A 21,716-nucleotide genomic window follows, 5' to 3' on the forward strand; every position below is an offset into this window, starting at 1 on the left:
GGCTTTTCATGCCGTCGGACAAAGCAGGCATAATACCGCGCCTTCGCCCGCGAAGTGCTTCTACCTCTTGAGTCGGTCGCCCCCTTGAACGAACGTCCGTTGCATCCTGCCTTACGCCCCTCGGCCTGTCCGGGGTTGCTGCGTATCGTCCAGGCGCTGGATGGCGGGATCTGCCGGATCAAGCTGAGCGGCGGCTCGATCAGTGCCGCCCAGGCCCTTGCGGTAGCCACGGCTGCCGAGGAATTTGCCGGCGGGGTGATCGAGGCGACCAACCGCGCCAATTTGCAGATTCGCGGCATTACCGGCGAGCACTCGCGGCTGATCGAGCGCCTGCTGGCGGCCGGACTCGGTCCGCGCTCGGCGGCGGGTGACGATGTACGCAACCTGATGCTCAGTCCGGCCGCCGGCATCGACCGCGCCATGGTGCTGGATACCCGGGCGCTGGCGGCGCAGATCCTCGCGACCCTGGAGAGCAACCCGGGCCTGCATGACCTGTCCGCCAAGTTCGCCGTGCAACTGGATGGCGGGGAGGCGCTGGCCATGCTCGAGCACCCCCATGACCTGTGGTTGAGTGCGTTCGAGCGCGAGGGTGAGACCTGGTTGGCCTTTGGCCTGGCCGGATGCCCGACGGACACCGCCGCGGGTGCCGTGCGGCTCGACGACGGCCACTGCCTGGTGGTGGCGGTGCTGGAGCTGTTTCTCGCACTGGCGCGGCCGGAGCAGACTCGCATGCGCCACTTGTTGGCCGAACGTTCCTTGGACTCGCTGCTGGTGCTGCTCGGTGAACGGCTGCCGCTGCAGCGACTCGATACCTGGCAGCGCACGCCGGCACCGTCGGGGCGGCACCTGGGTACTTATCCACAGCGTCAGCCGGGCCTGGTCCATGTAGGGGCCGTGCCGCCGTTGGGACGGCTGACCTCGGAAATGCTCCAAGGCGCGGCGCTACTGTGTGAGCAATACGGTGATGCCAGTCTGCGCCTGACACCCTGGCAGAGTCTGTTGCTGCCCAACATCCGCGAGCAGGACGCGCCCGCCCTCAGCCAACAGTTGCAAGCGCTGGGGTTCCTGTTGAGCGCCGATCAGGCCCTGGCCCACGTGCTGGCCTGCACCGGTTCCACCGGTTGTGCCAAGGGCCTGGCCGACACCAAGCGCGACGGCCAGCGCCTGGCCGCACTGCGCCAATCAGCTGGCGCGCCAGTGCAGGTGCACTTATCCGGTTGCCCGCGTTCCTGCGCCGCCGCCCATACGGCGCCCGTGACCTTGCTGGCGGTCAGCCCCGGTCACTACGACCTCTATTTTCGCGATGCAGGGCAGGCCGGTTTCGGCGCCCTGCAAGCACGTAACCTCACTATTGAAGCGGCGGGTGCACTGCTTGATGCCCGCCCACGGAGCCCCCTTGATGCTTGATTACATCCGCGACGGTCAGGAGATCTATCGCAACTCCTTCGCGATCATTCGCGCCGAGGCGAACCTGGACCGTATTCCGGCCGATCTGGAAAAACTCGCGGTGCGGGTGATCCACGCCTGCGGCATGGTCGAGGCCATCGATGGCCTGCAGTTTTCCGCCGGGGCGGGCAAGGCCGGGCGTGATGCGCTGGCGGCCGGTGCACCGATTCTGTGTGACGCGCGGATGGTCTCCGAGGGCGTGACCCGGGCCCGCTTGCCAGCCAACAACCCAGTGATCTGTACCCTGCGCGACGACAGCGTGGCCGAGTTGGCGCGCGAACTGGGCAACACCCGTTCCGCTGCGGCGCTGGAGTTGTGGCGTCCGCACCTGGAAGGCAGCGTGGTGGTGATCGGCAACGCCCCGACCGCGTTGTTCTACCTGCTGGAAATGCTCGACGCCGGCGCACCCAAGCCGGCGCTGATTCTCGGCTTCCCGGTGGGGTTTGTCGGCGCCGCCGAATCCAAGGCCATGCTCGCGGCGGACAGCCGAGGCGTGCCCTTCGTGATCATGCAAGGCCGGCTGGGCGGTAGCGCCATGGCCGCCGCCGCGGTCAATGCCCTCGCCACGGAGATTGAATGATGCAGCAACCTGGACGCTTGATCGGCCTGGGCGTGGGCCCCGGTGACCCGGAACTGATTACCGTCAAGGCCCTGCGCCTGCTGCGCGAGTCGCCCGTGGTGGCGTACTTCGTGGCCAAGGGCAAGAAAGGCAATGCCTTCGGCATCATCGAAGCCCACCTGCAAGAAGCGCAAAACCTGTTGCCGCTGGTGTACCCGGTGACCACCGAAGCGTTGCCAGCGCCGCTGTCCTACGAAGAAATCATCAGTGATTTCTACGACGGCGCTGCCCAGGCGGTGGCCGCGCACCTGGACGCCGGCCGCGACGTGGCGGTGATCTGCGAAGGCGATCCGTTCTTCTACGGCTCTTACATGTACCTGCACGACCGTCTGGCCACGCGCTATGAAGCCGAAGTGGTGCCAGGTGTGTGCTCGATGCTCGGTGGCGCTTCGGTGCTTGGCGCGCCGTTGGTGTATCGCAACCAGAGCCTGTCGGTGCTGTCCGGCGTGCTGCCCCACGAAGACCTCAAGCGCCGCCTGGCCGATGCGGACGCGGCGGTGATCATGAAGCTTGGCCGTAACTTCCCGAAAGTGCGCCAAGTGCTCGAGGAGCTGGGACTGGCCGAGCGAGCGCTGTATGTCGAGCGGGCGACCATGGCCAATCAGAAGATTGTGCCGCTGGATCAGGTCGAGCCGATGTCCTCGCCGTACTTCTCGCTGATTATCGTTCCTGGCGAAAGGTGGCAAGGCTGATGACCCATTCCACGCCAGCCATTGTCATTCTCGGCCAGGGTAGCCTGGCCACTGCGCGTCGCCTGCAGCAGGTGTATCCCGCTGCCTTGATCCACGGTCTCGGTGGGCGGGTAGACGGCGCAGACCGGGTGTATCGGGAGTTCGGCGCGACCCTGCGCGAACTCTATCAACAGGGCACGCCGATCATTGCCCTGTGTGCGGCCGGTATCGTGATCCGCACCCTGGCACCGTTGCTGCTGGAGAAAGGTGTCGAGCCGCCGGTGCTGGCGGTGGCGGAAGACGGCAGCGCAGTAGTGCCGCTGCTGGGTGGTCTCGGCGGGGTGAATGGCATGGCCCGGGAGATTGCCGCGGCATTCGAGGTGGCGCCAGCGATCACCACCAGCGGTGAGTTGCGCTTCGGCACCTGCTTGCTCAATCCACCCAGCGGTTATGCGTTGGGTGATCTGGAGGCGGGTAAACGTTTTGTCTCCGATCTGCTGGCCGGTCACTCCGTGCGCGTCGAAGGTGCCGCGCCCTGGCTGACGCAAGCCCAACTGCCGGAGGATCCGCAGGCCCAGCATTCGATCCACGTCGGCAGTGCCGAGCGTGTGGCGACAGTCAACGAGTTGTTGATCTATCCGCGCAGCATCGCGGTGATCGTGGTCAGCGCCGCAGAGGATCTGCCAGAGCGGATTCGCGCGGCCTTGCAGGAGGCGCAACTCGCGCTGCCGGCCCTGGCCTGCCTAGTGGCGCCGCAGGCACAGATGGCCTGCCCGGTGTTGCGTGAAGCCGCGCTGGCGTTGGCCGTACCGCTGCGATTTGTCGCCTCGGCGATCGACCTTGAAACCCTGGCGCGCAGCGCCGTGCCAGAGGGGCGTCTGATCGCCAGCACCCAGGAGCTGATGATTGCCGTGGCCGAACAGCCGCTGCAGGTGAATCTGATCGGCCGTCCCCGTGGGCGTCTGGCGGTGATTGGCCTCGGCCCTGGCGCCGCCGAACTGATGGTGCCAGCGGTGAAAGCCGAACTGGCGCGAGCCACCGATGTGCTCGGCTATGAAACCTACGTACGCATGGCCGGACCGTTTCGTCAGGACCAGGTGCAGCACTGCACCGACAACCGCGAAGAGATGCAACGGGCCCGGCACGCCTTTGAACTGGCCGCCCAGGGGCGTTCGGTGATCGTGGTGTCGTCCGGTGATCCGGGAGTGTTCGCCATGGCGGCGGCGGTGCTTGAGGCGTTGCACGAGTCGGATGACCCGGCGTGGCATAACGTCGACCTGCAAATCCTGCCCGGGGTCTCTGCTTCGCTGGCCACCGCTGCCCAGGCCGGAGCACCGCTGGGGCATGACTTCTGCGTGATGTCGCTGTCCGACAACCTGAAGCCCTGGTCGATCATCGAGAAGCGCCTGGACCTGGCAGCGGAGGCCGATCTGGCGCTGGCGTTCTACAACCCGATTTCCCGCTCGCGCCCCTGGCAGTTGGGGCGCGCGCTGGAGATTGTCGCCCAGCATCGCGCACCTGCAACGCCGGTAGTCCTGGGCCGGGATATCGGCCGCCCCGGCCAGACCCTGCGCATCACCACCCTCGGTGCGCTGACTCCTGATCAAGTCGACATGCGCACCATGGTGCTGGTCGGTTCGTCCACGACCTGCACTTTTCCACGTAGCGACGGCGGTGAGTGGGTCTATACGCCACGTTGGTATGGTGAAAAGCCTGGCACTTGAATAATAACGCCCCTTCTTAGGGGCGTTATTGTTTTACCCCTGTTAACGGATTTGTGAAGTTTGTATTGGGGGCGGATAACCGTGGCCGTATAACGCTGAATAAATCACAGCTTGAAGTCATTCTCTCGGTCTGCTGTTTCGCGGTGCCGAAGCGCTCGATGCGGCGTCAAGGCATGGACTGGAACTGGCCATGGAGTTTTCTGGCGAGCGTGTCTCGCTGTCACCGGCAGAGCTGATGGTGGGGCTTGAGCCGGGCCTCAGGGCACCAGGTAACCCTTGACCCCGGTAAAGATGATTTGCGCCGCCAGTGCACAGACAAACAGCCCCATCAGGCGGCTGACGATCTGCAAACCCTGGTCACCGAGAATCCGCTCGATGCGATTGGAAAGGTACAGCACCACGCCCACAGTGAGACTGGCCAGGGCAATACTCATGATCGCGGTGAGTTTATCGTCCCAGTGCGGTTGGCCGACGCCCATCACCAGCAAGGCACCGATGGTGCCGGGACCGACGGTCAGCGGGATGGTCAGCGGGACGATGGTCACATCCTGCTGCACGTTGTCGGTCTGCACCGCGGATTTGCCTTGGGCCATGCCCAATGCCGAGATGAACAGTACGCTGCCGGCGCCGATGCGAAAGGCGTCTACGGTGATGCCGAACACGTTGAAAATCACCCGGCCGAACAGGTACAGCAAAATGCTGGAAATCAGGGTCGCGAGGGCGACTTTCCACGCCAGGCGCCGACGCTCCTTGTTGGAATAGCCGCGGGTCAGGCTGATGAAGCACGACAGCACGAAGAACGGGCTATAGAGCACCAACATTTTCAGGTAAACGCTGAATAGCACGTGGAGCATGGTTTTGGCTCGCGGCGGGAGAGTGTTGGGGGAGTCTATCAGTCGGTCTATGGGTTGTGGGAGATGGCTGGGAGATCAATGATTATTTTGTCGGTACGTAGTTAGTTATTTTGTTTAGGTAGTTCGATGCTTGGGTGACAGTTGTTATTGGAAAGTTACAGGTTGCAGTTTGTGATTTTCCTTGTTCCTGTTTATGGTCGCTTTGCAGTCTCATGAAGAGGCTGGAATTATAATCAAGGAGCTGGTCATGAATGTTGTTGATGGTGTGTATGGAATGACTGCCGTCGGATGTGTTGAACGTATCAGGAGTTATGAGATAGCGAACTCCTCGACTCTACGCTCCCGCAGTTTTGCTTTGCCGGAAGTTGAGGCGCCGGAAAAAGCTGCTGTTGTCGGGGAGGGTGTTTTGTCTTTTACCGGTAATCTCGCTGGGCAAAATATCGACGATGTCATGCACGCGTTTCTTTTTGCAACGCTGGCGTCGAACAAAGCATTTCCGCGCGAGGAGCAGGGTAAGGAGTGGTACTACCATTTTGTCCAGGTCATGACCGATGCCGGTTGGCTGCCCACCCAGAAGTTTTATAACGACATCAATATCGGGGGTAACTCGGTGCGCATGGATGAATTGGTCCTGGAGATCCTTGGGGCTGTCGTGGGCGGGATTGCCTTGCCGGGTTCTACCTCCGCACTGATGCTGAAAGTGGCAAGTTCCGCCATCAACGCACTGAAAAAGCGCGAAACCGCGCTGACCCTGTATGAGCGCAACATGCTTGAAAATGGCGTAGGCGGTACCGCGGCCGGAACCTGTACGGAAATCAATGGTGAAGTGACACTGGCCTTGGGGACCGTGCGGTTTATTCGCAAGAATACTTCGAGCCAGGTTATGTTTGCCGACTGGGATTCTCGCGATGTGAAACTGTATCGCGGTGAGTCGGTATTCAGGAAAGTGCCGGCAATTGTCGAGGTGACCCGCGAGGTCATTCTAGAGAAGTTAGGTATCAACGCAAAAACCAAGATCTCCAACTACCAAATTTAACGGAATAAAAATAAAAGGGGAGCCATGCAGTGGCTGCCCTTTTAGTTTTGGGGGTTTGCTATGGAACAGCATTACATGGTGTATGCAGTAAGGGATGCGGTTGTTGCATTGCCCGGAGCCAATGGCCTGGCCACGTGTTCTGATGTCGTCAAATCGTGCCTGTTGGCCCAACTGGTGGCTAATAAAAAAATGCAGATGAAGGCGGCTGTCGATTGGTACGACGCCTATCTGCAGGTGGTCGATGATTTTTGGATACGCTCGCTCAAGGCGCAGCAGCATTTTTCCCTGGGACCCCAGAGTGGCAGTTCCCCCTTGGAGTGGGCAGCCGGGATGATGACCAATTGCAAAGATCGTTCGGGGCAGGTTTTTGCCGCTTTCCTGCCCCATATAGCGCACTTGAACAGCTCCGTTGCAGCCATTGGCGAGCTGCCTGGAAACGCCAGTCCAGCCCTGCAGGACGTGCGTCTGTTGGCGATCCTGGCGCTGACGCCAACCTCGATCATCAGCCTGTATATCGTCTTCCAGACTCGCCAGGTGCTGAGCGCAAACCCCTGGTCGCAGGCATTTTGCGTTGAGGAGGTGGTGGGCCCTGTATGCATTCGCCAGGCGCGGGCGAATCTTTCCGAACTCCTTTATGCACGGGCTCGTGAGGCGGTTGACCTGAAACTCAGGGATAAACTGAGCGACAACCTTGCGAAGCTGGGTGAAATCACCGATGTCACCTGTAAACCCTTCACGGTGGAGGGCCGCTCATGATCGATACCACTGCACAAGCCGCCGTGGTGGGTGGCAGCCTGATCGCCTTTGCCGGTGATTTACCGGAGTCCCATCGGGAAGACATTTACCTCAGTACCCTGTACGCGCAAAGGGCGACCCGCGCGGCAGTTGCCGATGGCCTGGAAGGCGACTGGTTTGAGTATTACCGCAACACGCTCAAGTTCATCGGCTGGGATGTGCCAAAACCTGCGAGACTGCCGGGGACCTCCGCTGACACGATGAGCCAGCTAGCCATCCAGCAGATTTCAAATCGCCTGGGTGCGGTTTTTTCCAGTCCCATCAGTCGGGCCATCGATGCTCTGGAGCGCAACTCACAGGCGCTCGAGTTGTTCGAGTCCAGCAGCCTGAACCAGGAGGTGGGGGTCTTTCAGTTGATTCCCTGCATCGCCAACGGCCCGAACAAGATCGACCTGGGTCTCTACCACCGACAGTTCAGGCTGTATCGAAGCGCTCCGCAGTTTCTATTCGCGCAAGAACAGGTGCGAGAGAGCAGGGAGCAGATGGCGTTGCTGACCTTCAATACGCTTTACTACGCGCTGTTTCGCGAGAAAGTTAAAAAAGCGGTCCTGGAGCAATCACTCACGTCCATCCGCGGGCTGTCGATTTGACTGGGACGCAGCGAGGGGATTGATCAGACGGGCGATGTGTTGCGATTGTGCTGATCGCGCTGGACCACCCAGTACTCGACCAGCTCACGCAGTTGCGACAGCTCCACCGGCTTGGCCATGTGCCCGTCCATGCCGGCCTGGCGTGCGCGCTCCTTGTGTTCGGCGAGGATGTGCGCGGTCAGTGCTACCACTGGGGTCCGAGTGCGTTGGTTGCCGACTTCCCAGGCGCGTAATTGCTGGGTGGCGGAAAAACCGTCGAGGATCGGCATTTCGCAATCCATCAACACCAGGTCATAACGCTGGGCCTTCATCGCCTTCAAGGCTTCTTCGCCGTTGCTGGCGGTATCCGGTTGCAGGTTGAGTTTGCCCAGCATGCCGCGAATCACTTTGGTCGAGATGCTGTTGTCTTCGGCGACCAGGATGCGGAAGTCGCTGGGCACACTGACCTCCAGGGGTTGGTTGCCGGGCAGGGACGGGGAGACGGCCTGACCTTTGTTGCGTTGGGTCAACTCGTCGGCCAGGGTGGTCTTGAGCGTATATCCGGCCACGGGCTTGGCCAGGATGCGCTTGATCCCGGCGTTGCGCGCGATGATCTTGCTCGGGGCGTTGCTGATACCGGTGAGCATGATCAGCAGGATGTCGTGATTCAGGCTCGGGTCTTCCTTGATCTTGGCGGCCAGCTGCATGCCGGTCATGCCGGGCATGTTCTGGTCCAGCAGGACCACGTCGAAATAATCGCGCAGGTGCGCCTTGGTACGCAGCAAGGCCAGGGCTTCCTTGCCGGAAGGCACGGCACTGACATTCAGGCCCCAAGCCGTGCATTGCTGCACCAGGACCTTGCGGCAGGTGTCGTTGTCGTCCACCACCAGCACCCGTGCGCCTTGCAGCGGGCTGTCGAGGTCGGAGGTCGGGTGTTCGAGACGGTCCGGGTCCAGGGGCAAGGTCAGCCACAGTGTATTGCCCTGATTGCTGCCGCACTTGATGCCGAACTCGCCGTGCATCAACAGGATCAACTGGCGGGCAATCACCAGGCCCAGGTTGCCGCCCAGGGGTGTCGCGGAGAGGAAGTTCTTGCTGTGCAGTTCTGCGTGCATCAAGGCTTCACGTTCTTGCGCCTCCATGGGCAGCCCGCTGTCCTGCACGGCGATGCGCAGGCGCGGTTTGCTGCTGCGCTCATCGAGGGCGACAACGATCAGGATCTCGCCTTCCTCGGTTTTTTTCAGTGCGTTTTCCAGCAGGCTCAGCAGGGTCTGGCGCAGGCGTGTCGGGTCGCCGCTGATCACGCGTGGCACCTGGGGCTGGATGAAGCTGATGAGCTCGACGTTCTGCTGCTCGGCCTTGGCGCGGAAGATGCTCAGGCAGTCGTCGACCAGGGCGTTGAGGTCGAACTGCACGTCATCCAGCTCGATTTGCCCGGACTCCAGCTTGGAGATGTCGAGGATCTCGTTGATCAGCGTCAGCAGTTCGTTGCCGGCGCTGTGGATGGTCTGCACGTAGTCGCGCTGCTTGACTGACAGTGGCGTGCCCAGCAGTAGTTCGGTCATGCCCAGTACGCCATTCATCGGGGTGCGAATTTCATGGCTGATTTTCGCCAGGAACTCGGCCTTGGCGTTGATTTCGGCATTGCTGGCGGCCAGGTCGCGGCTGATGCTGAAGCGGTTCTCGATGATGCTGCGCTGGCGCTCGGTCAGCGCAATCCCCATCAGCAGGCCGCTCAGTCCGATAAAGGCCAACAAGGCGGTGATCAGGCTTTGCGGGGCGACCACTGTCAGGCCCAGCAGCGCCGGCAAGATGATCAGCGTGCCGAGGTTGAACACCACCATCGCGATGACGAAGAAGCGGGCCGGTCGGTAGCCCTGCTGCCAGTGGTAGGCGCTGACCAGGAGCATGCTCAGGCCGGCCAGCGCGACCAGTGCATAGGTCATCAGGTTCAGCGGCAAGGTCTCGACGAACAGCAACAACAGGCTGCACAGGACAATGAACAGGATATCGCCCATCAGCAGCTTGTTCAGCGGGTGCGGGCCCAGCGGGGTAAAGAACCGATAGGTGAACATCAGCCCGCACGGCGCCGTCAGTAACAGGGCCAGGTAGGCGTCGGGGGTTTGCAGGGCATGCCAGTCGGGTAGCCATGGGCCGGCCAGGTTCAACAGCAGGAGCATGCCCAGCATCAGCAGGCCTTCACACGCCGCGAGCCACAGGCAGGTTTGCGAGCGGGTGAAGGCATAGCGCGTGAGGTTGTGCAGGATCAGCATGGCGATGCAACCGAACAACAGGCCGTAGATCAGCGTCTGGGTCTGGTTGGCGGCAGACATGACCGCTGATTGCAGGGTGATGTAGGGCCGCAACTGGTGTTCGGACACCAAGCGTAGATATACGTCGAGTGGTTGCTGGACCTGCGGCAGCGGCACCATGAAGTCGGTGCTGGGCAGCGGGCGGGTACTCAGTGCCTGGTCGTTGCCACTGTGGGTCTGCTCGATCAGCGTGTCGCCGTCCAGCACATAGAGGTCCAGGTGCACCAGGTCGGGGGCGAAGATGCGCAGCAGTTGTTCGTGTTTGCCAGGATTGAGCCGAAAGCGCAGCCACAGCGCGCCATCGGGGTCGGCGGCGGTGATCTGGTCCAGTTCAATCGGGCTGAATTGATTGGTGTAGCGGGCCGAGCGGATGTCGGTCAGTTGCAGGCTGCCGTGTTCGTCGAGCAATACCGCCCAGCCACTGCCTTGCGTGGCCTGGGCCGGGAGCATGCAGAGCAGGGTCAGTAGGGTGACGGTCAAGCCAATGGCAATCCTGAGCCAGCGCACGGCGGAATCCCTTCTTAGGTTGATGCCAGATTACAACTATGCGCGGGCCTGGAACAGGGCGGCAAGGACCAGCGGCCCTTGCCTGGCCGAACGGCTGGCTTATTACTGGTTTTCGCCACGCTCGCGGGCAATGGCGCGGTAGCCAATGTCCTTGCGATAGAAGCAGCCGGTCCAATTGATCTTGGCAGCCAGTTGGTAGGCTTGCTGCTGGGCGGCATCGACGCTGGCGCCCATCGCCGTGGCGCAGAGCACCCGGCCACCGGCAGTCACGACGTTACCGTCCTTGAGCGCAGTGCCGGCGTGGAAGACTTTGCCTTCCAGTGTGGCGGCTGCATCCAGGCCCTGGATCACATCATCCTTGGCGTAGTCAGCTGGATAGCCACCCGCAGCCAGGACGATGCCGACGCTTGGGCGTGGATCCCACTGGGCTTCGACCTTGTCCAGCGCTTGGGCCAGTGCCGCTTCGACCAGCAGCACCAGGCTCGACTGCAGGCGCAGCATCACCGGTTGGGTCTCAGGGTCGCCGAAACGGCAGTTGAATTCGATGACCTTCGGATTGCCGGCCTTGTCGATCATCAGGCCTGCATACAGGAAGCCGGTGTAGACGTTGCCTTCGGCCGCCATGCCCTTCACGGTCGGCCAGATCACCAGGTCCATGACCCGCTGATGCACTTCGCTGGTGACCACTGGCGCCGGGGAGTAGGCCCCCATGCCGCCGGTGTTCGGACCGGTGTCGCCATCGCCCACACGCTTGTGGTCCTGGCTGGTGGCCATCGGCAGGACGTTCTTGCCGTCGACCATGACGATGAAGCTGGCTTCTTCGCCGTCGAGGAACTCTTCGATCACCACGCGCGAACCGGCGTCACCGAAGGCATTGCCGGCGAGCATGTCGCGCACCGCGTCTTCGGCTTCCTGCAGGGTCATGGCGACGATCACGCCTTTACCGGCAGCCAGGCCGTCGGCCTTGATCACGATCGGCGCACCTTTTTCACGCAAGTAAGCCAGGGCTGGCTCGATCTCGGTGAAGTTCTGGTAATCGGCAGTCGGGATCTTGTGGCGCGCCAGGAAGTCCTTGGTGAAGGCCTTGGAGCCTTCCAGCTGGGCCGCGCCGGCGGTTGGGCCGAAGCAATCCAGGCCACGGGAGCGGAACAGGTCAACCACGCCAGCCACCAGCGGGACTTCCGGGCCGACGATGGTCAGGGCGACGTTCTGCTCGGCAAAGTCTGCCAGTTGTTCAAGGGCCAGGACGTCGATCGCGACGTTTTCGCACTTGGCTTCAATGGCGGTACCGGCGTTGCCGGGTGCCACGAAAACCTTCTGCACACGCGGATCCTGAGCCACTTTCCAGGCCAGGGCGTGTTCACGGCCACCGCTGCCAATGATCAAAACATTCATTTCAAAAACCTCGGATGACGCTAATTCTGTGGAGCACCGCAGGGGCGCTTTTCTGTGGGAGCTGGCTTGCCAGCGATAGCATCACTGCGGTCCATCTGAAAAACCGAGGTGTCTGCATCGCGGGCAAGCCCGCTCCCACAGGGAATCGGTTAATCAGTGACGGAAGTGGCGCATGCCGGTGAAGACCATCGCGATGCCGGCTTCATCGGCCGCTGCGATCACTTCTGCATCACGCATCGAGCCACCTGGCTGGATCACCGCGGTCACGCCGGCCTTGGCTGCGTTGTCCAGGCCGTCGCGGAACGGGAAGAACGCGTCGGAAGCCATCACCGAACCGACTACCTGCAAGCCGGCGTGTTCAGCCTTGATCGCAGCGATACGGGCCGAGTTCACACGGCTCATCTGGCCAGCGCCGACCCCGATGGTCTGGCGGTTCTTGGCGTAGACGATGGCGTTGGACTTGACGTACTTGGCCACTTTCCAGGCGAAGATCAGGTCGTTGATCTCGTGTTCGGTCGGTGCGCGCTGAGTCACGACTTTCAAGTCGTCGGCGCCGATCATGCCGATGTCGCGGCTCTGTACCAGCAGGCCGCCGTTGACGCGCTTGTAGTCCCAGGCAGCGGCACGCTCAGCCGACCACTCGCCGCAGGCCAGCAGGCGCACATTGGCCTTGGCCGCAACGATGGCGCGGGCCTCGGCGCTGACGCTCGGGGCGATGATCACTTCGACGAACTGACGCTCGACGATGGCTTTGGCGGTTTCAGCATCCAGTTCGCGGTTGAACGCGATGATGCCGCCGAAGGCCGATTCGGTGTCGGTGGCGTAGGCCAGCTCGTAGGCCTGGCGAATACCGCCTTCGGCGTCCGGGCTGACCGCTACGCCGCACGGGTTGGCGTGCTTGACGATCACGCAGGCTGGCTTGACGAAGCTCTTCACGCACTCCAGCGCGGCGTCGGTATCGGCCACGTTGTTGTACGACAGTTCCTTGCCCTGCAGTTGGGTCGCAGTGGCGATCCCGACTTCGGCAGGCGTCGCTTCTACGTAGAACGCCGCGCTCTGGTGCGGGTTCTCGCCGTAACGCATTTCCTGGGCCTTGACGAACTGGCTGTTGAAGGTGCGCGGGAATTCGCTGCGACCTTCGGTGCTGAGGGTGTCAGCCGCCTGATTCACGGTGCCCATGTAGTTGGCGATCATGCCGTCGTAGGCGGCGGTGTGTTCAAACGCCTTGAGCATCAGGTCGAAACGCTGGGCGTAGGTCAGGCCGCCGGCCTTGAGGTTTTCCAGGACGCTGGCGTAATCGCTGGCATTCACCACGATCGCTACGTCTTTGTGGTTTTTGGCTGCCGAACGGACCATGGTCGGGCCGCCGATGTCGATGTTCTCGATCGCGGTCGGCAGGTCGCAGCCCGGCTTGTTGATGGTGGCTTGGAACGGGTACAGGTTGACCGCCACCAGATCGATCGGCTTGATGCCGTGCTCGTTCATGATCGCGTCGTCGATACCGCGACGACCGAGGATCCCACCGTGGATTTTCGGGTGCAGGGTCTTCACCCGACCGTCCATCATTTCGGCAAAACCGGTGTAATCCGCGACTTCCACAGCGGCTACGCCATTGTCCTGCAGCAGCTTGAACGTCCCACCGGTGGAGAGGATCTCAACCCCAAGGGCTTCAAGCTCCTTGGCGAATTCGAGGATCCCGGTCTTGTCGGAAACGCTGATCAAGGCGCGGCGGATCGGCAGGCGGGTAGTCTGGTCGGTCATCTCAATTTCCATCAAAAGCAAAGGAAGTCAGCAAAAAAGGCGACCGGTTTTACGCGGGCGCCTTTCTGGTTTGATTAAATGCTTACAGCAAATCGTACTGCTTGAGTTTCTTGCGCAGGGTGCCGCGGTTCAGTCCCAGCAGCTCACTGGCCTTGGTCTGGTTACCCTTGACGTAGTTCATCACGCTTTCGAGCAGGGGAGCCTCGACTTCGGAGAGCACCAGGTTGTACACATCCGTGACGGCAGCGCCCTCAAGGTGGGCGAAATAATTGTGCAGCGCCTTCTCGACACTCCCGCGAAGGGTCTGGCCTTCTTCGCTCGGCGTATTGAGGTGCTGTTTCAAATTCACGTTGTCGCTCACGGGTGTTGTTCCACTCACTAAAGTCTCGGTCATCATCGTCATGCGGCCACCCCTTCTCCGTCCCCTGTCAGGCTCTTATAACGCTCGGCAAAAAACTCCCGGACGTTGGCGCATTGTGTTTCCGTTCCATCCAAACGATTGAAGTGGGCGCGAAATTCCCTGGCGCCCGGCAAGGTTGCGAGATACCAGCCGACATGCTTGCGCGCAATGCGTACGCCCATGACGTCTCCATAAAAAGCATGGAGTGCGGCCAGATGCTCAAGCAGAATACGTTCCACTTCGCTCAGCTGCGGAGCCGGCAGTTTTTCGCCGGTACGCAGGAAATGCTCGATCTCACGAAAAATCCATGGCCGCCCCTGGGCAGCCCGGCCTATCAGCAGGCCATCGGCACCGGTCGCGTCAAGCACGTGCCGGGCCTTCTCGGGCGAGTCGATGTCGCCATTGGCGAACACCGGAATCGACACCGCCTGCTTGATCGCGGCAATGGTGTCGTACTCGGCGTCCCCGGTGTACAGGTCGGCACGGGTGCGCCCGTGCACCGCCAGCGCCGTGATCCCGGCCTGCTCGGCGATCTTCGCCACGGTCAGGCCGTTCTTGTTTGCCCGGTCCCAGCCGGTGCGGATCTTCAAGGTGACCGGCACATCAACCGCAGCCACCACGGCCTGCAGGATCTCGGTCACCAGTGCTTCATCTTTCAACAGGGCGGACCCGGCGGCCTTGTTGCAGACCTTCTTTGCCGGACAGCCCATGTTGATATCAATAATCTGTGCGCCCAGCTCGACGTTGGCCCGGGCCGCGTCCGCCAGCATCTGTGCATCACCACCGGCGATCTGTACCGAGCGAGGCTCGGGATCACCTTCGTGGACCATGCGCAGGCGCGACTTGCGGGTGTTCCACAAGCTCATGTCGCTGGTTACCATTTCCGAAACTACTAACCCTGCGCCCAGTCGCTTGCACAGCTGACGAAAGGGCTGGTCGGTGACGCCCGCCATCGGGGCGAGAATCAAGCCGTTGTGCAATGTATATGGGCCGATGCGTACCGCCGACATAGGACTTCCCTGTTGTGGGGTCGGATCATGAGAGTTCGAAAAAGGGTTGGCATGATACCCGCTCTCGATGACTGGTTAAAGGCTGAATTGGATAAAATCTGAACAGTTACTTTGTTATTGCCAGTAGTTTGGTGCGCCTCGCCAGCCGTCAGAAAGCCACCGTCAAAGGCAGGACACTGAACCGATTCACTCGGGCGAGTGAAAGCTGAGGCTGTAATTCACGGCCTTGGAGCCGGGGTCGAGGATGTCCAGGGCGATGTGGATCGGCGTTTGTGGCGGCATCTCCGCCAGGCCGGCAAGGTCGCCATTGAGGTATTCCCCCGGCTTGAATCGCCGACTGGCGATCAGGTGGCCGTTGAGGTCGGCAAATCGCAACTCCAGCAGCGGGAACGGCTGGGAGAACGGCGCACGGTTATAGATGATGGCGTCCACCACCAGGGCGCCGCTGAAGTCCGGGTGGCTGCGCACCACCAGGTTACTGCTCTTGATTTTGGCGATGTCGACCTTGGACGGCACATTGCAGCCAATCTGTGGGCACAGTTGCTGGAACCAGGGGCGGTACTGGTCCTGGCGGGCCAGTTCGTCGAAGTGGTAGGCGATGTACTGGCCGGCCAGGGCGCCGCCCGCCAGCAGCACCATCAAGCCCCAGAACAGGCGTCGGCCCCAGGGCGAGCGGCGCTTTTGCCAGTCCAGTTGCAACGGGTCGTCGACCAGGTCCTGCAGCACTTCATCATGGCGGGCGGACTCGTTGCGCGGGCGTTTCTTGCGCGGCGGTTCGATAACCTGGGGCTGATCTTCCAGCTCGTCGTCATCGGTGGCGGACAGCCGTTCGTGGCGCTGGTCCGGCCTGGCGTCCTCTTCCACAGGCTCAAGGCGCAGTTGCGGAGCCTCGGGTTCGTCGTCATCAAGATCGACCAGCGACAGCGAAGGCTCGGTGCGTGAGGAGGTGTGGGGTTCGTCGAGATCGTCGATCGAGACGTTGCCTGTTGCCGGGCTGTCGTCGTTGGTCAAGGCGCGTTCGGCGGCAGACTCGCTGAACAGGCTGTCGGACCAGGGTTCTTCGCTTTCGCCGCTGTCGCGCCGGGCACTGAGCGAGTCTTCCCGAGGCTTGCGCTCCTGGCCGAACTCCTTGGTCGGCTGGATTTCCCGCTGCTCCAGCCGGGCCAGTTCCTCGTCGAGGTCGAGGTGGTCCAGGTCAAGCTCGGCGGCGGTCCACTGCTTCTGGCTGATCGCTCGTTGCTCGGGAGCAGGTATGACCGGCGGCGGGGTAAGCGGGGCTGCTTGCTGACCCTGGCGTTGCTCGAGCAACTGGCGGGCGGCGTTGAACACTTGCAGGCACGAGCCGCAACGAACCACCCCGCGAGCCACGCTCAATTGAGTGTGGCTGACGCGAAAACTGGTCTGACAGTGCGGGCATTGAGTGACGAAGCTGTCGGTCATGCGGCCATCCGGAGTCTGCAAGCGCTCATTCTAGCGCCGACGGCCGGTAATACGCACCCAGCCGTCGCGATTGGCGATCGGGTCGAGATCAAAGTCCTGGGCATAAGCACCAGCGACCTCGTCACCTTGCTCGGCAAGGATCCCCGACAGCGCCAGGCGTCCGCCGGACTTGACCAGGCTGGACAGTTGCGGTGCCAGTGAAACCAGGGGGCCGGCCAGAATGTTGGCGACCAGCACATCGGCCTGCACCGGTGGCAGATCTTGTGGCAGGTACAGTGGGAACAGCTCTTCGGCAATGTTGTTGCGCCCGGCGTTGTCGCGCGATGCTTCCAGCGCTTGCACGTCGATATCGGTGCCGACCGCTTGTTTCGCGCCGAGCAGCAGGGCGGCAATGGCCAGGATCCCCGAGCCGCAGCCGAAGTCCAGCACGTTGCAATCTTGCAGGTCCTGGCCGTCGAGCCACTCCAGGCACAGCGCGGTGGTCGGGTGAGTACCGGTGCCAAACGCCAGGCCCGGATCCAACAGCAGGTTTACCGCGTCGGGCTCGGGGGCGGCGTGCCAGCTTGGCACGATCCACAGGCGTTGGCCGAACTGCATCGGCTGGAAGCCATCCATCCAGCTGCGTTCCCAGTCCTGGTCTTCGATCACTTCGCTGTGATGCTCGGGCAGCGGGCCGCCGGTCAGCAGCTGAAGGTGAGCCAGCACCGGGCCAGGCTCGGTGCCACCTTCAAACAGGGCCAGCAGGTGAGTGTGCGACCACAGCGGGGTGGTGTTCAGTTCCGGCTCGAAGATCGGCTGATCTTCGGCGTCCATGAAGGTCACCGAGACGGCGCCCACTTCAAGGAAAGCGTCTTCGTAGGTTTCGGCTTGTTCTGGGCTGATGGCGAGACGGACTTGCAGCCAAGGCATGGCGGGCACCTTTGAAAAATATTGATTGCAGCCTAGCGGTCTGCGAGAAGCCCGCAAGTTTACGCGAGCGCGAAGGTTTTGTGGGAGTGGGGTGTGAGCTGGGGCGAGGGAGCTTGCTTGCGTGGCGGCCTCTGGGGGGGTGTTGGATTAGGCGGAGTACATATCCATTTTTGCGGTAACGGCCACCTATGGTTCCGCTTTTACAGCGGCTCACTTTTGGAGGAGCCCAAAAGTAAGCAAAAGGCTCTTGCCCCACCACTTGGCACCTCGCTTGGGCTCGGTGTGCCCTCACTCCGGCTTGAATCCGTGGGCCGCCGCCACGCGCCATCCATGGCGCGGGGCGGCTAACCCGGCGTCCTGCCGGGTTACCCACGGCTTCAAGCCTGCGTTCGGCCAGCGTGGTTAACGGGGCGCCCAGGATCAAAAGCCAAAGCCAGAGCCAGAGCCAGAGCCAGATCAAAAGATTGCTGACTTCGTCAGCGTCTTGGGAAGTAGAAGCGACACCGCGCATGCCCTAGCGATCAGGTCGGCTTTCAGGCCGCCTCGCTTTGTTTTTGATCCTGGGCGCCCGTTAACCACGCTGGCCGTACTCCGATATTGATTTGGGGGGTAAACCGGCAGGACGCCGGTTTAGCCGCACTGGGCCAGGGAGGGCCCATTGCGGCGGCCCCCCAAATCAATGTCGGAGTACGGGCATGCCGAGCCTAAGCGAGGCACCGAGTGGTGGGGTAAGAGCGTTTTGCTTACTTTTGCGCTGTTCAAAAGTGAGCCGCCGTCAGGCGGAACCATAGGAGGCCGTTACCGAAGAAATGGATATGTACTCGGACCAGGATCCAGCATCCTGGTCGGCCCAGAGGTCACTACGCAAGCAGGTGCAACGTCGCACCACAGTTGTGTAGATACCTATGCCCTGCGCGGGCAAGCGGAGCGCCGCCCGGCCCGCTCCCACAAGGTGGATGGTGCAGAAACAACAAAGCCGCCCGAAGGCGGCTTTGTCAGGTGCAGCTTCGAAGCTTAGTGCTTCTCGCCCGCCAGCTTGTGCTCGAGGTAGTGAATGTTCACGCCCCCTTTGCAGAAGCCTTCATCGCGGACCAGGTCGCGGTGCAGCGGGATGTTGGTCTTGATCCCGTCAACCACGATTTCGTCCAGCGCATTGCGCATGCGCGCCATGGCTTCGTCACGGGTTGCCCCGTAAGTGATCAGCTTGCCAATCAGCGAGTCGTAGTTCGGCGGAACGGCATAACCACTGTACAGGTGCGAATCGACGCGAACGCCGTTGCCGCCTGGCGCGTGGAAATGCTTGACCGTGCCCGGGCTCGGCATGAAGGTTTTCGGGTCTTCGGCGTTGATCCGGCACTCCAGCGCGTGACCGCGGATGACCACGTCATCCTGGGTGAACGACAGCTTGTTGCCAGCGGCGATGCTCAGCATCTCCTTGACGATGTCGATACCGGTGACCATTTCCGAAACCGGGTGCTCAACCTGAACGCGGGTGTTCATTTCGATGAAATAGAACGCGCCATTCTCGTACAGGAACTCGAAGGTGCCGGCGCCACGGTAGCCGATGTCGATGCACGCCTTGACGCAGCGGGCGAAGACTTCCTGGCGAGCCTTCTCGTCGATGCCCGGTGCCGGCGCTTCTTCGAGAACTTTCTGGTGGCGACGTTGCAGCGAGCAATCGCGGTCACCCAGGTGGATGGCGTGGCCCTGGCCATCGGAAAGCACCTGGACTTCCACGTGACGTGGGTTGGTCAGGAATTTTTCCAGATAGACCATCGGGTTGCCGAACGCCGCGCCTGCTTCGGAGCGGGTCAGTTGTGCCGAGGAGATCAGGTCTTCTTCTTTATGCACCACGCGCATGCCGCGACCACCGCCGCCGCCAGCGGCCTTGATGATCACCGGGTAGCCCACTTCGCGACCGATGCGCAGAGCGGTTTCTTCGTCTTCGGGCAGCGGGCCGTCGGAGCCTGGAACGGTGGGTACGCCGGCAGCGATCATGGCGTGCTTGGCCGAAACCTTGTCGCCCATCAGGCGGATGGTTTCAGCTTTCGGGCCGATGAAGGCAAAACCGGAGTTCTCCACCTGTTCGGCGAAGTCGGCGTTTTCCGCGAGGAACCCGTAGCCTGGGTGAATGGCGGTAGCGCCGGTCACTTCGGCTGCGGCGATGATTGCCGGGATGTGCAGGTAAGAGTGCGCGGCCGATGCCGGACCGATGCAAACGGATTCGTCTGCCAGGCCCAGGTGCATCAGCTCCTTGTCGGCCTTGGAGTAAACGGCGACGGTCTTGATACCCATCTCTTTGCAGGCGCGCAGGATCCGCAGGGCAATTTCACCGCGGTTGGCGATCAGGACTTTTTCCAACTTCGCAGTCATCAAAGGCACTCCGCGGTTCAAACGATGGTGAACAGCGGTTGGTCGTACTCAACCGGCTGGCCGTCTTCAACGAGGATGGATTCGATCACACCGCTGGTTTCAGCTTCGATGTGGTTCATCATCTTCATGGCTTCGACGATGCACAGGGTGTCGCCTTTCTTCACGCTTTGGCCTACTTCAACGAAGGACGGCGAAGTCGGCGAAGACTTGCGATAGAAGGTACCTACCATTGGCGAGCGGGCCACGGTGCCGTTGAGCACGGGTGCGGCCGGAGCGGCAGGTGCAGCGGCAGCAGCAGGCGCTGCAGCAACCGGGGCGGCAACAGGTGCAGCCATTGGCGCCGGAGCGTAGTACTGCTGGGCTGGAGTCTTGCTGTGGCGGCTGATACGTACGGACTCTTCGCCTTCCTTGATCTCGAGCTCGTCGATGCCGGACTCTTCCAGCAGTTCGATCAGTTTCTTAACTTTACGGATATCCATGAATCATCAACTCCCAAGGGTCGGTCAGGGGCGTTTAACGCTTGTTGTTCAAGCCGTTGCCGGTCTTTCAAGCTGTTCCAGGGCGGCCTCCAGGGCCAGTCGATAACCGCTGGCGCCAAGGCCGCAGATCACTCCCACCGCTACGTCGGAGAAGTAAGAGTGATGGCGGAAAGGTTCGCGTTTGTGCACGTTAGACAAATGCACTTCGATGAATGGGATGCTCACCGCCAGCAGCGCGTCACGTAATGCGACACTTGTATGCGTAAAAGCTGCTGGATTGATCAGGATGAAGTCCACGCCCTCGACACGAGCTGCGTGAATACGATCGATCAATTCATACTCGGCGTTGCTTTGCAGGTAGAGCAAATGATGGCCGGCGTTACGTGCCCGCTGTTCCAGGTCCTGATTGATCTGGGCCAGGGTCACAGCCCCGTAGACGCCCGGTTCACGGGTGCCGAGCAGGTTCAGGTTGGGGCCGTGCAGCACCAGTAGGGTCGCCATCTGCTGTTCCTTGTGATCTATGCGTAGTTATCAGAACCCGGCGACTATGCCGCAAAGCAAATATGACTGTCCAGTTCTCTGCAATAGCCAGCACGATTACCGATGATTGCGCGAAGTATATGACCAACTGATTAAATCTGGTCATTCAAGTTGGCTGCACGTTCGGCGAAGTCCCGGCGACAGGCGAAGCGCCTGCAACAGGTCGCTCAAACACGAAAGGCCTGCACTGCCGTATGCAGTTGCCCACCCAGCACCAACAGGTTCTCGCCCTGGCTGCGCCCTTGGCCAATGCGCAGCAGATTGTCCCCGCCCAGTTGATGAATGCGTTCGCTGTGATCACGGATTTCGCTGACCGCGCCACTTTGCTGGGCCGTGACATCGGCGATGCGCACGGCGGTATCGGCGATGGTCTGGATCGCATCGACGATTTTATCCAGGGCGCCGTCAGCCGCCTGCGCCTGGCTGGCGGTGGCCTCGGCGTGCTCGACCTGGGCGCGCATGCCGTCCACCGACAAGCGCGCCGCCTGTTGCAAGCCGGCAATCAGGGTCTGGATTTCGGCGGTGGCGCCGGCGGTGCGTTGGGCCAGGGAGCGAACTTCCTCGGCGACCACTGCAAAACCACGGCCCATTTCCCCGGCGCGGGCGGCTTCGATGGCGGCGTTCAGGGCCAGCAGGTTGGTCTGGTCGGCAATCGAGCGAATCACTGTCAGCACGCCGCCGATGGTCGCTGACTCCTCGGCCAGGTGCTCGATCATCTGGGCATTGCCCTGGACCTCGTCGACCAACGCGTGCAGCCCGGTCAGGCTCATGCCGATCACCTGCTGCCCGTGGGCGACTGCCAGGCCCGCATGGCGACTGGCGTCGGCCGCCTGGCTGGCATCGCCGGCCACTTGCACGATAGTGGCTTCCAGCTCG

General features: G+C 61.7%; 19 protein-coding genes. 7 read left to right on the plus strand and 12 right to left on the minus strand.

Annotated features, from left to right (window positions below; genetic code table 11):
* Nucleotides 1–99 precede the first annotated feature (99 nt).
* From cobG to cobJ, 4 genes are read left to right on the plus strand one after another with little or no spacing between them, the layout of a single operon-like run.
* Nucleotides 100–1,407 carry a precorrin-3B synthase gene (cobG, locus tag PspS04_RS02870; protein WP_237234959.1) on the plus strand — a complete coding sequence of 436 codons (1,308 nt, stop codon included), beginning with the start codon at nucleotides 100–102 and terminating at the stop codon, nucleotides 1,405–1,407.
* Nucleotides 1,400–2,026, plus strand: a complete 627-nt coding sequence (locus PspS04_RS02875; protein ID WP_095171133.1) for a precorrin-8X methylmutase — start codon at nucleotides 1,400–1,402, stop codon at nucleotides 2,024–2,026. The genes cobG and PspS04_RS02875 overlap by 8 nt, the downstream gene beginning before the upstream one ends.
* Nucleotides 2,026–2,757, plus strand: a complete 732-nt coding sequence (locus tag PspS04_RS02880; protein WP_095171163.1) for a precorrin-2 C(20)-methyltransferase — start codon at nucleotides 2,026–2,028, stop codon at nucleotides 2,755–2,757. Before PspS04_RS02875 ends, PspS04_RS02880 begins: the two co-directional genes overlap by 1 nt.
* Nucleotides 2,757–4,460, plus strand: coding sequence for a precorrin-3B C(17)-methyltransferase (gene cobJ, locus PspS04_RS02885; RefSeq protein WP_159993525.1), 1,704 nt, complete (start codon nucleotides 2,757–2,759; stop codon nucleotides 4,458–4,460). Before PspS04_RS02880 ends, cobJ begins: the two co-directional genes overlap by 1 nt.
* Nucleotides 4,461–4,717: 257 nt before the next feature.
* Here the strand turns inward: cobJ and PspS04_RS02890 are convergent, their stop codons facing one another.
* Nucleotides 4,718–5,314, minus strand: a complete 597-nt coding sequence (locus PspS04_RS02890) for a MarC family protein (protein ID WP_095171137.1) — start codon at nucleotides 5,312–5,314, stop codon at nucleotides 4,718–4,720.
* Nucleotides 5,315–5,561: 247 nt separating this feature from the next.
* Here PspS04_RS02890 and PspS04_RS02895 point away from each other — a divergent pair, with 247 nt between their 5' ends.
* From PspS04_RS02895 to PspS04_RS02905, 3 genes are read left to right on the plus strand one after another with little or no spacing between them, the layout of a single operon-like run.
* Nucleotides 5,562–6,350: a hypothetical protein gene (locus tag PspS04_RS02895; protein ID WP_237234960.1), complete on the plus strand. Its 789-nt coding sequence runs from the start codon at nucleotides 5,562–5,564 to the stop codon at nucleotides 6,348–6,350.
* 60 nt (nucleotides 6,351–6,410) lie between these two features.
* A complete protein-coding gene (locus PspS04_RS02900; RefSeq protein WP_159993527.1) occupies nucleotides 6,411–7,106 on the plus strand; it encodes a hypothetical protein in 696 nt (231 codons plus the stop codon).
* Nucleotides 7,103–7,735, plus strand: coding sequence for a hypothetical protein (locus PspS04_RS02905; RefSeq protein WP_159993529.1), 633 nt, complete (start codon nucleotides 7,103–7,105; stop codon nucleotides 7,733–7,735). Before PspS04_RS02900 ends, PspS04_RS02905 begins: the two co-directional genes overlap by 4 nt.
* A gap of 23 nt (nucleotides 7,736–7,758) precedes the next feature.
* On the opposite strand, the gene PspS04_RS02910 is transcribed toward PspS04_RS02905, so the two are convergent.
* From PspS04_RS02910 to PspS04_RS28020, 11 genes are all read right to left on the minus strand, one after another.
* The gene (locus tag PspS04_RS02910; protein WP_159993531.1) at nucleotides 7,759–10,533 is read right to left on the minus strand and encodes a hybrid sensor histidine kinase/response regulator; all 2,775 of its coding nucleotides are present in this window, start codon (nucleotides 10,531–10,533) and stop codon (nucleotides 7,759–7,761) included.
* 102 nt (nucleotides 10,534–10,635) lie between these two features.
* Complete coding sequence (gene purD, locus PspS04_RS02915) at nucleotides 10,636–11,928, minus strand: phosphoribosylamine--glycine ligase (protein WP_159993533.1); 1,293 nt, start codon at nucleotides 11,926–11,928, stop codon at nucleotides 10,636–10,638.
* A 153-nt stretch (nucleotides 11,929–12,081) separates the two neighbouring features.
* Complete coding sequence (purH, locus tag PspS04_RS02920) at nucleotides 12,082–13,689, minus strand: bifunctional phosphoribosylaminoimidazolecarboxamide formyltransferase/IMP cyclohydrolase (protein WP_159993535.1); 1,608 nt, start codon at nucleotides 13,687–13,689, stop codon at nucleotides 12,082–12,084.
* Between the two features lie 82 nt (nucleotides 13,690–13,771).
* Nucleotides 13,772–14,092, minus strand: coding sequence for a DNA-binding transcriptional regulator Fis (fis, locus tag PspS04_RS02925; RefSeq protein ID WP_003186237.1), 321 nt, complete (start codon nucleotides 14,090–14,092; stop codon nucleotides 13,772–13,774).
* Nucleotides 14,089–15,099, minus strand: coding sequence for a tRNA dihydrouridine synthase DusB (gene dusB, locus PspS04_RS02930; protein WP_095171147.1), 1,011 nt, complete (start codon nucleotides 15,097–15,099; stop codon nucleotides 14,089–14,091). Before dusB ends, fis begins: the two co-directional genes overlap by 4 nt.
* Before the next feature lie 186 nt (nucleotides 15,100–15,285).
* The gene (locus PspS04_RS02935) at nucleotides 15,286–16,539 is read right to left on the minus strand and encodes a DUF3426 domain-containing protein (RefSeq protein WP_159993537.1); all 1,254 of its coding nucleotides are present in this window, start codon (nucleotides 16,537–16,539) and stop codon (nucleotides 15,286–15,288) included.
* Between the two features lie 30 nt (nucleotides 16,540–16,569).
* On the minus strand, nucleotides 16,570–17,448 hold the full coding sequence (gene prmA / locus PspS04_RS02940; RefSeq protein ID WP_159993539.1) for a 50S ribosomal protein L11 methyltransferase: 879 nt from the start codon (nucleotides 17,446–17,448) through the stop codon (nucleotides 16,570–16,572).
* A gap of 1,014 nt (nucleotides 17,449–18,462) precedes the next feature.
* A complete protein-coding gene (accC, locus tag PspS04_RS02945; RefSeq protein WP_095170173.1) occupies nucleotides 18,463–19,821 on the minus strand; it encodes an acetyl-CoA carboxylase biotin carboxylase subunit in 1,359 nt (452 codons plus the stop codon).
* A gap of 17 nt (nucleotides 19,822–19,838) precedes the next feature.
* On the minus strand, nucleotides 19,839–20,300 hold the full coding sequence (accB, locus tag PspS04_RS02950; RefSeq protein ID WP_095170174.1) for an acetyl-CoA carboxylase biotin carboxyl carrier protein: 462 nt from the start codon (nucleotides 20,298–20,300) through the stop codon (nucleotides 19,839–19,841).
* A 48-nt stretch (nucleotides 20,301–20,348) separates the two neighbouring features.
* Nucleotides 20,349–20,801, minus strand: coding sequence for a type II 3-dehydroquinate dehydratase (aroQ, locus tag PspS04_RS02955; protein WP_159993541.1), 453 nt, complete (start codon nucleotides 20,799–20,801; stop codon nucleotides 20,349–20,351).
* 206 nt (nucleotides 20,802–21,007) lie between these two features.
* The gene (locus tag PspS04_RS28020; protein WP_371917604.1) at nucleotides 21,008–21,556 is read right to left on the minus strand and encodes a methyl-accepting chemotaxis protein; all 549 of its coding nucleotides are present in this window, start codon (nucleotides 21,554–21,556) and stop codon (nucleotides 21,008–21,010) included.
* Nucleotides 21,557–21,716 lie beyond the last annotated feature (160 nt).

This window comes from Pseudomonas sp. S04, assembly GCF_009834545.1.
Classification (GTDB): Bacteria; Pseudomonadota; Gammaproteobacteria; order Pseudomonadales; family Pseudomonadaceae; genus Aquipseudomonas.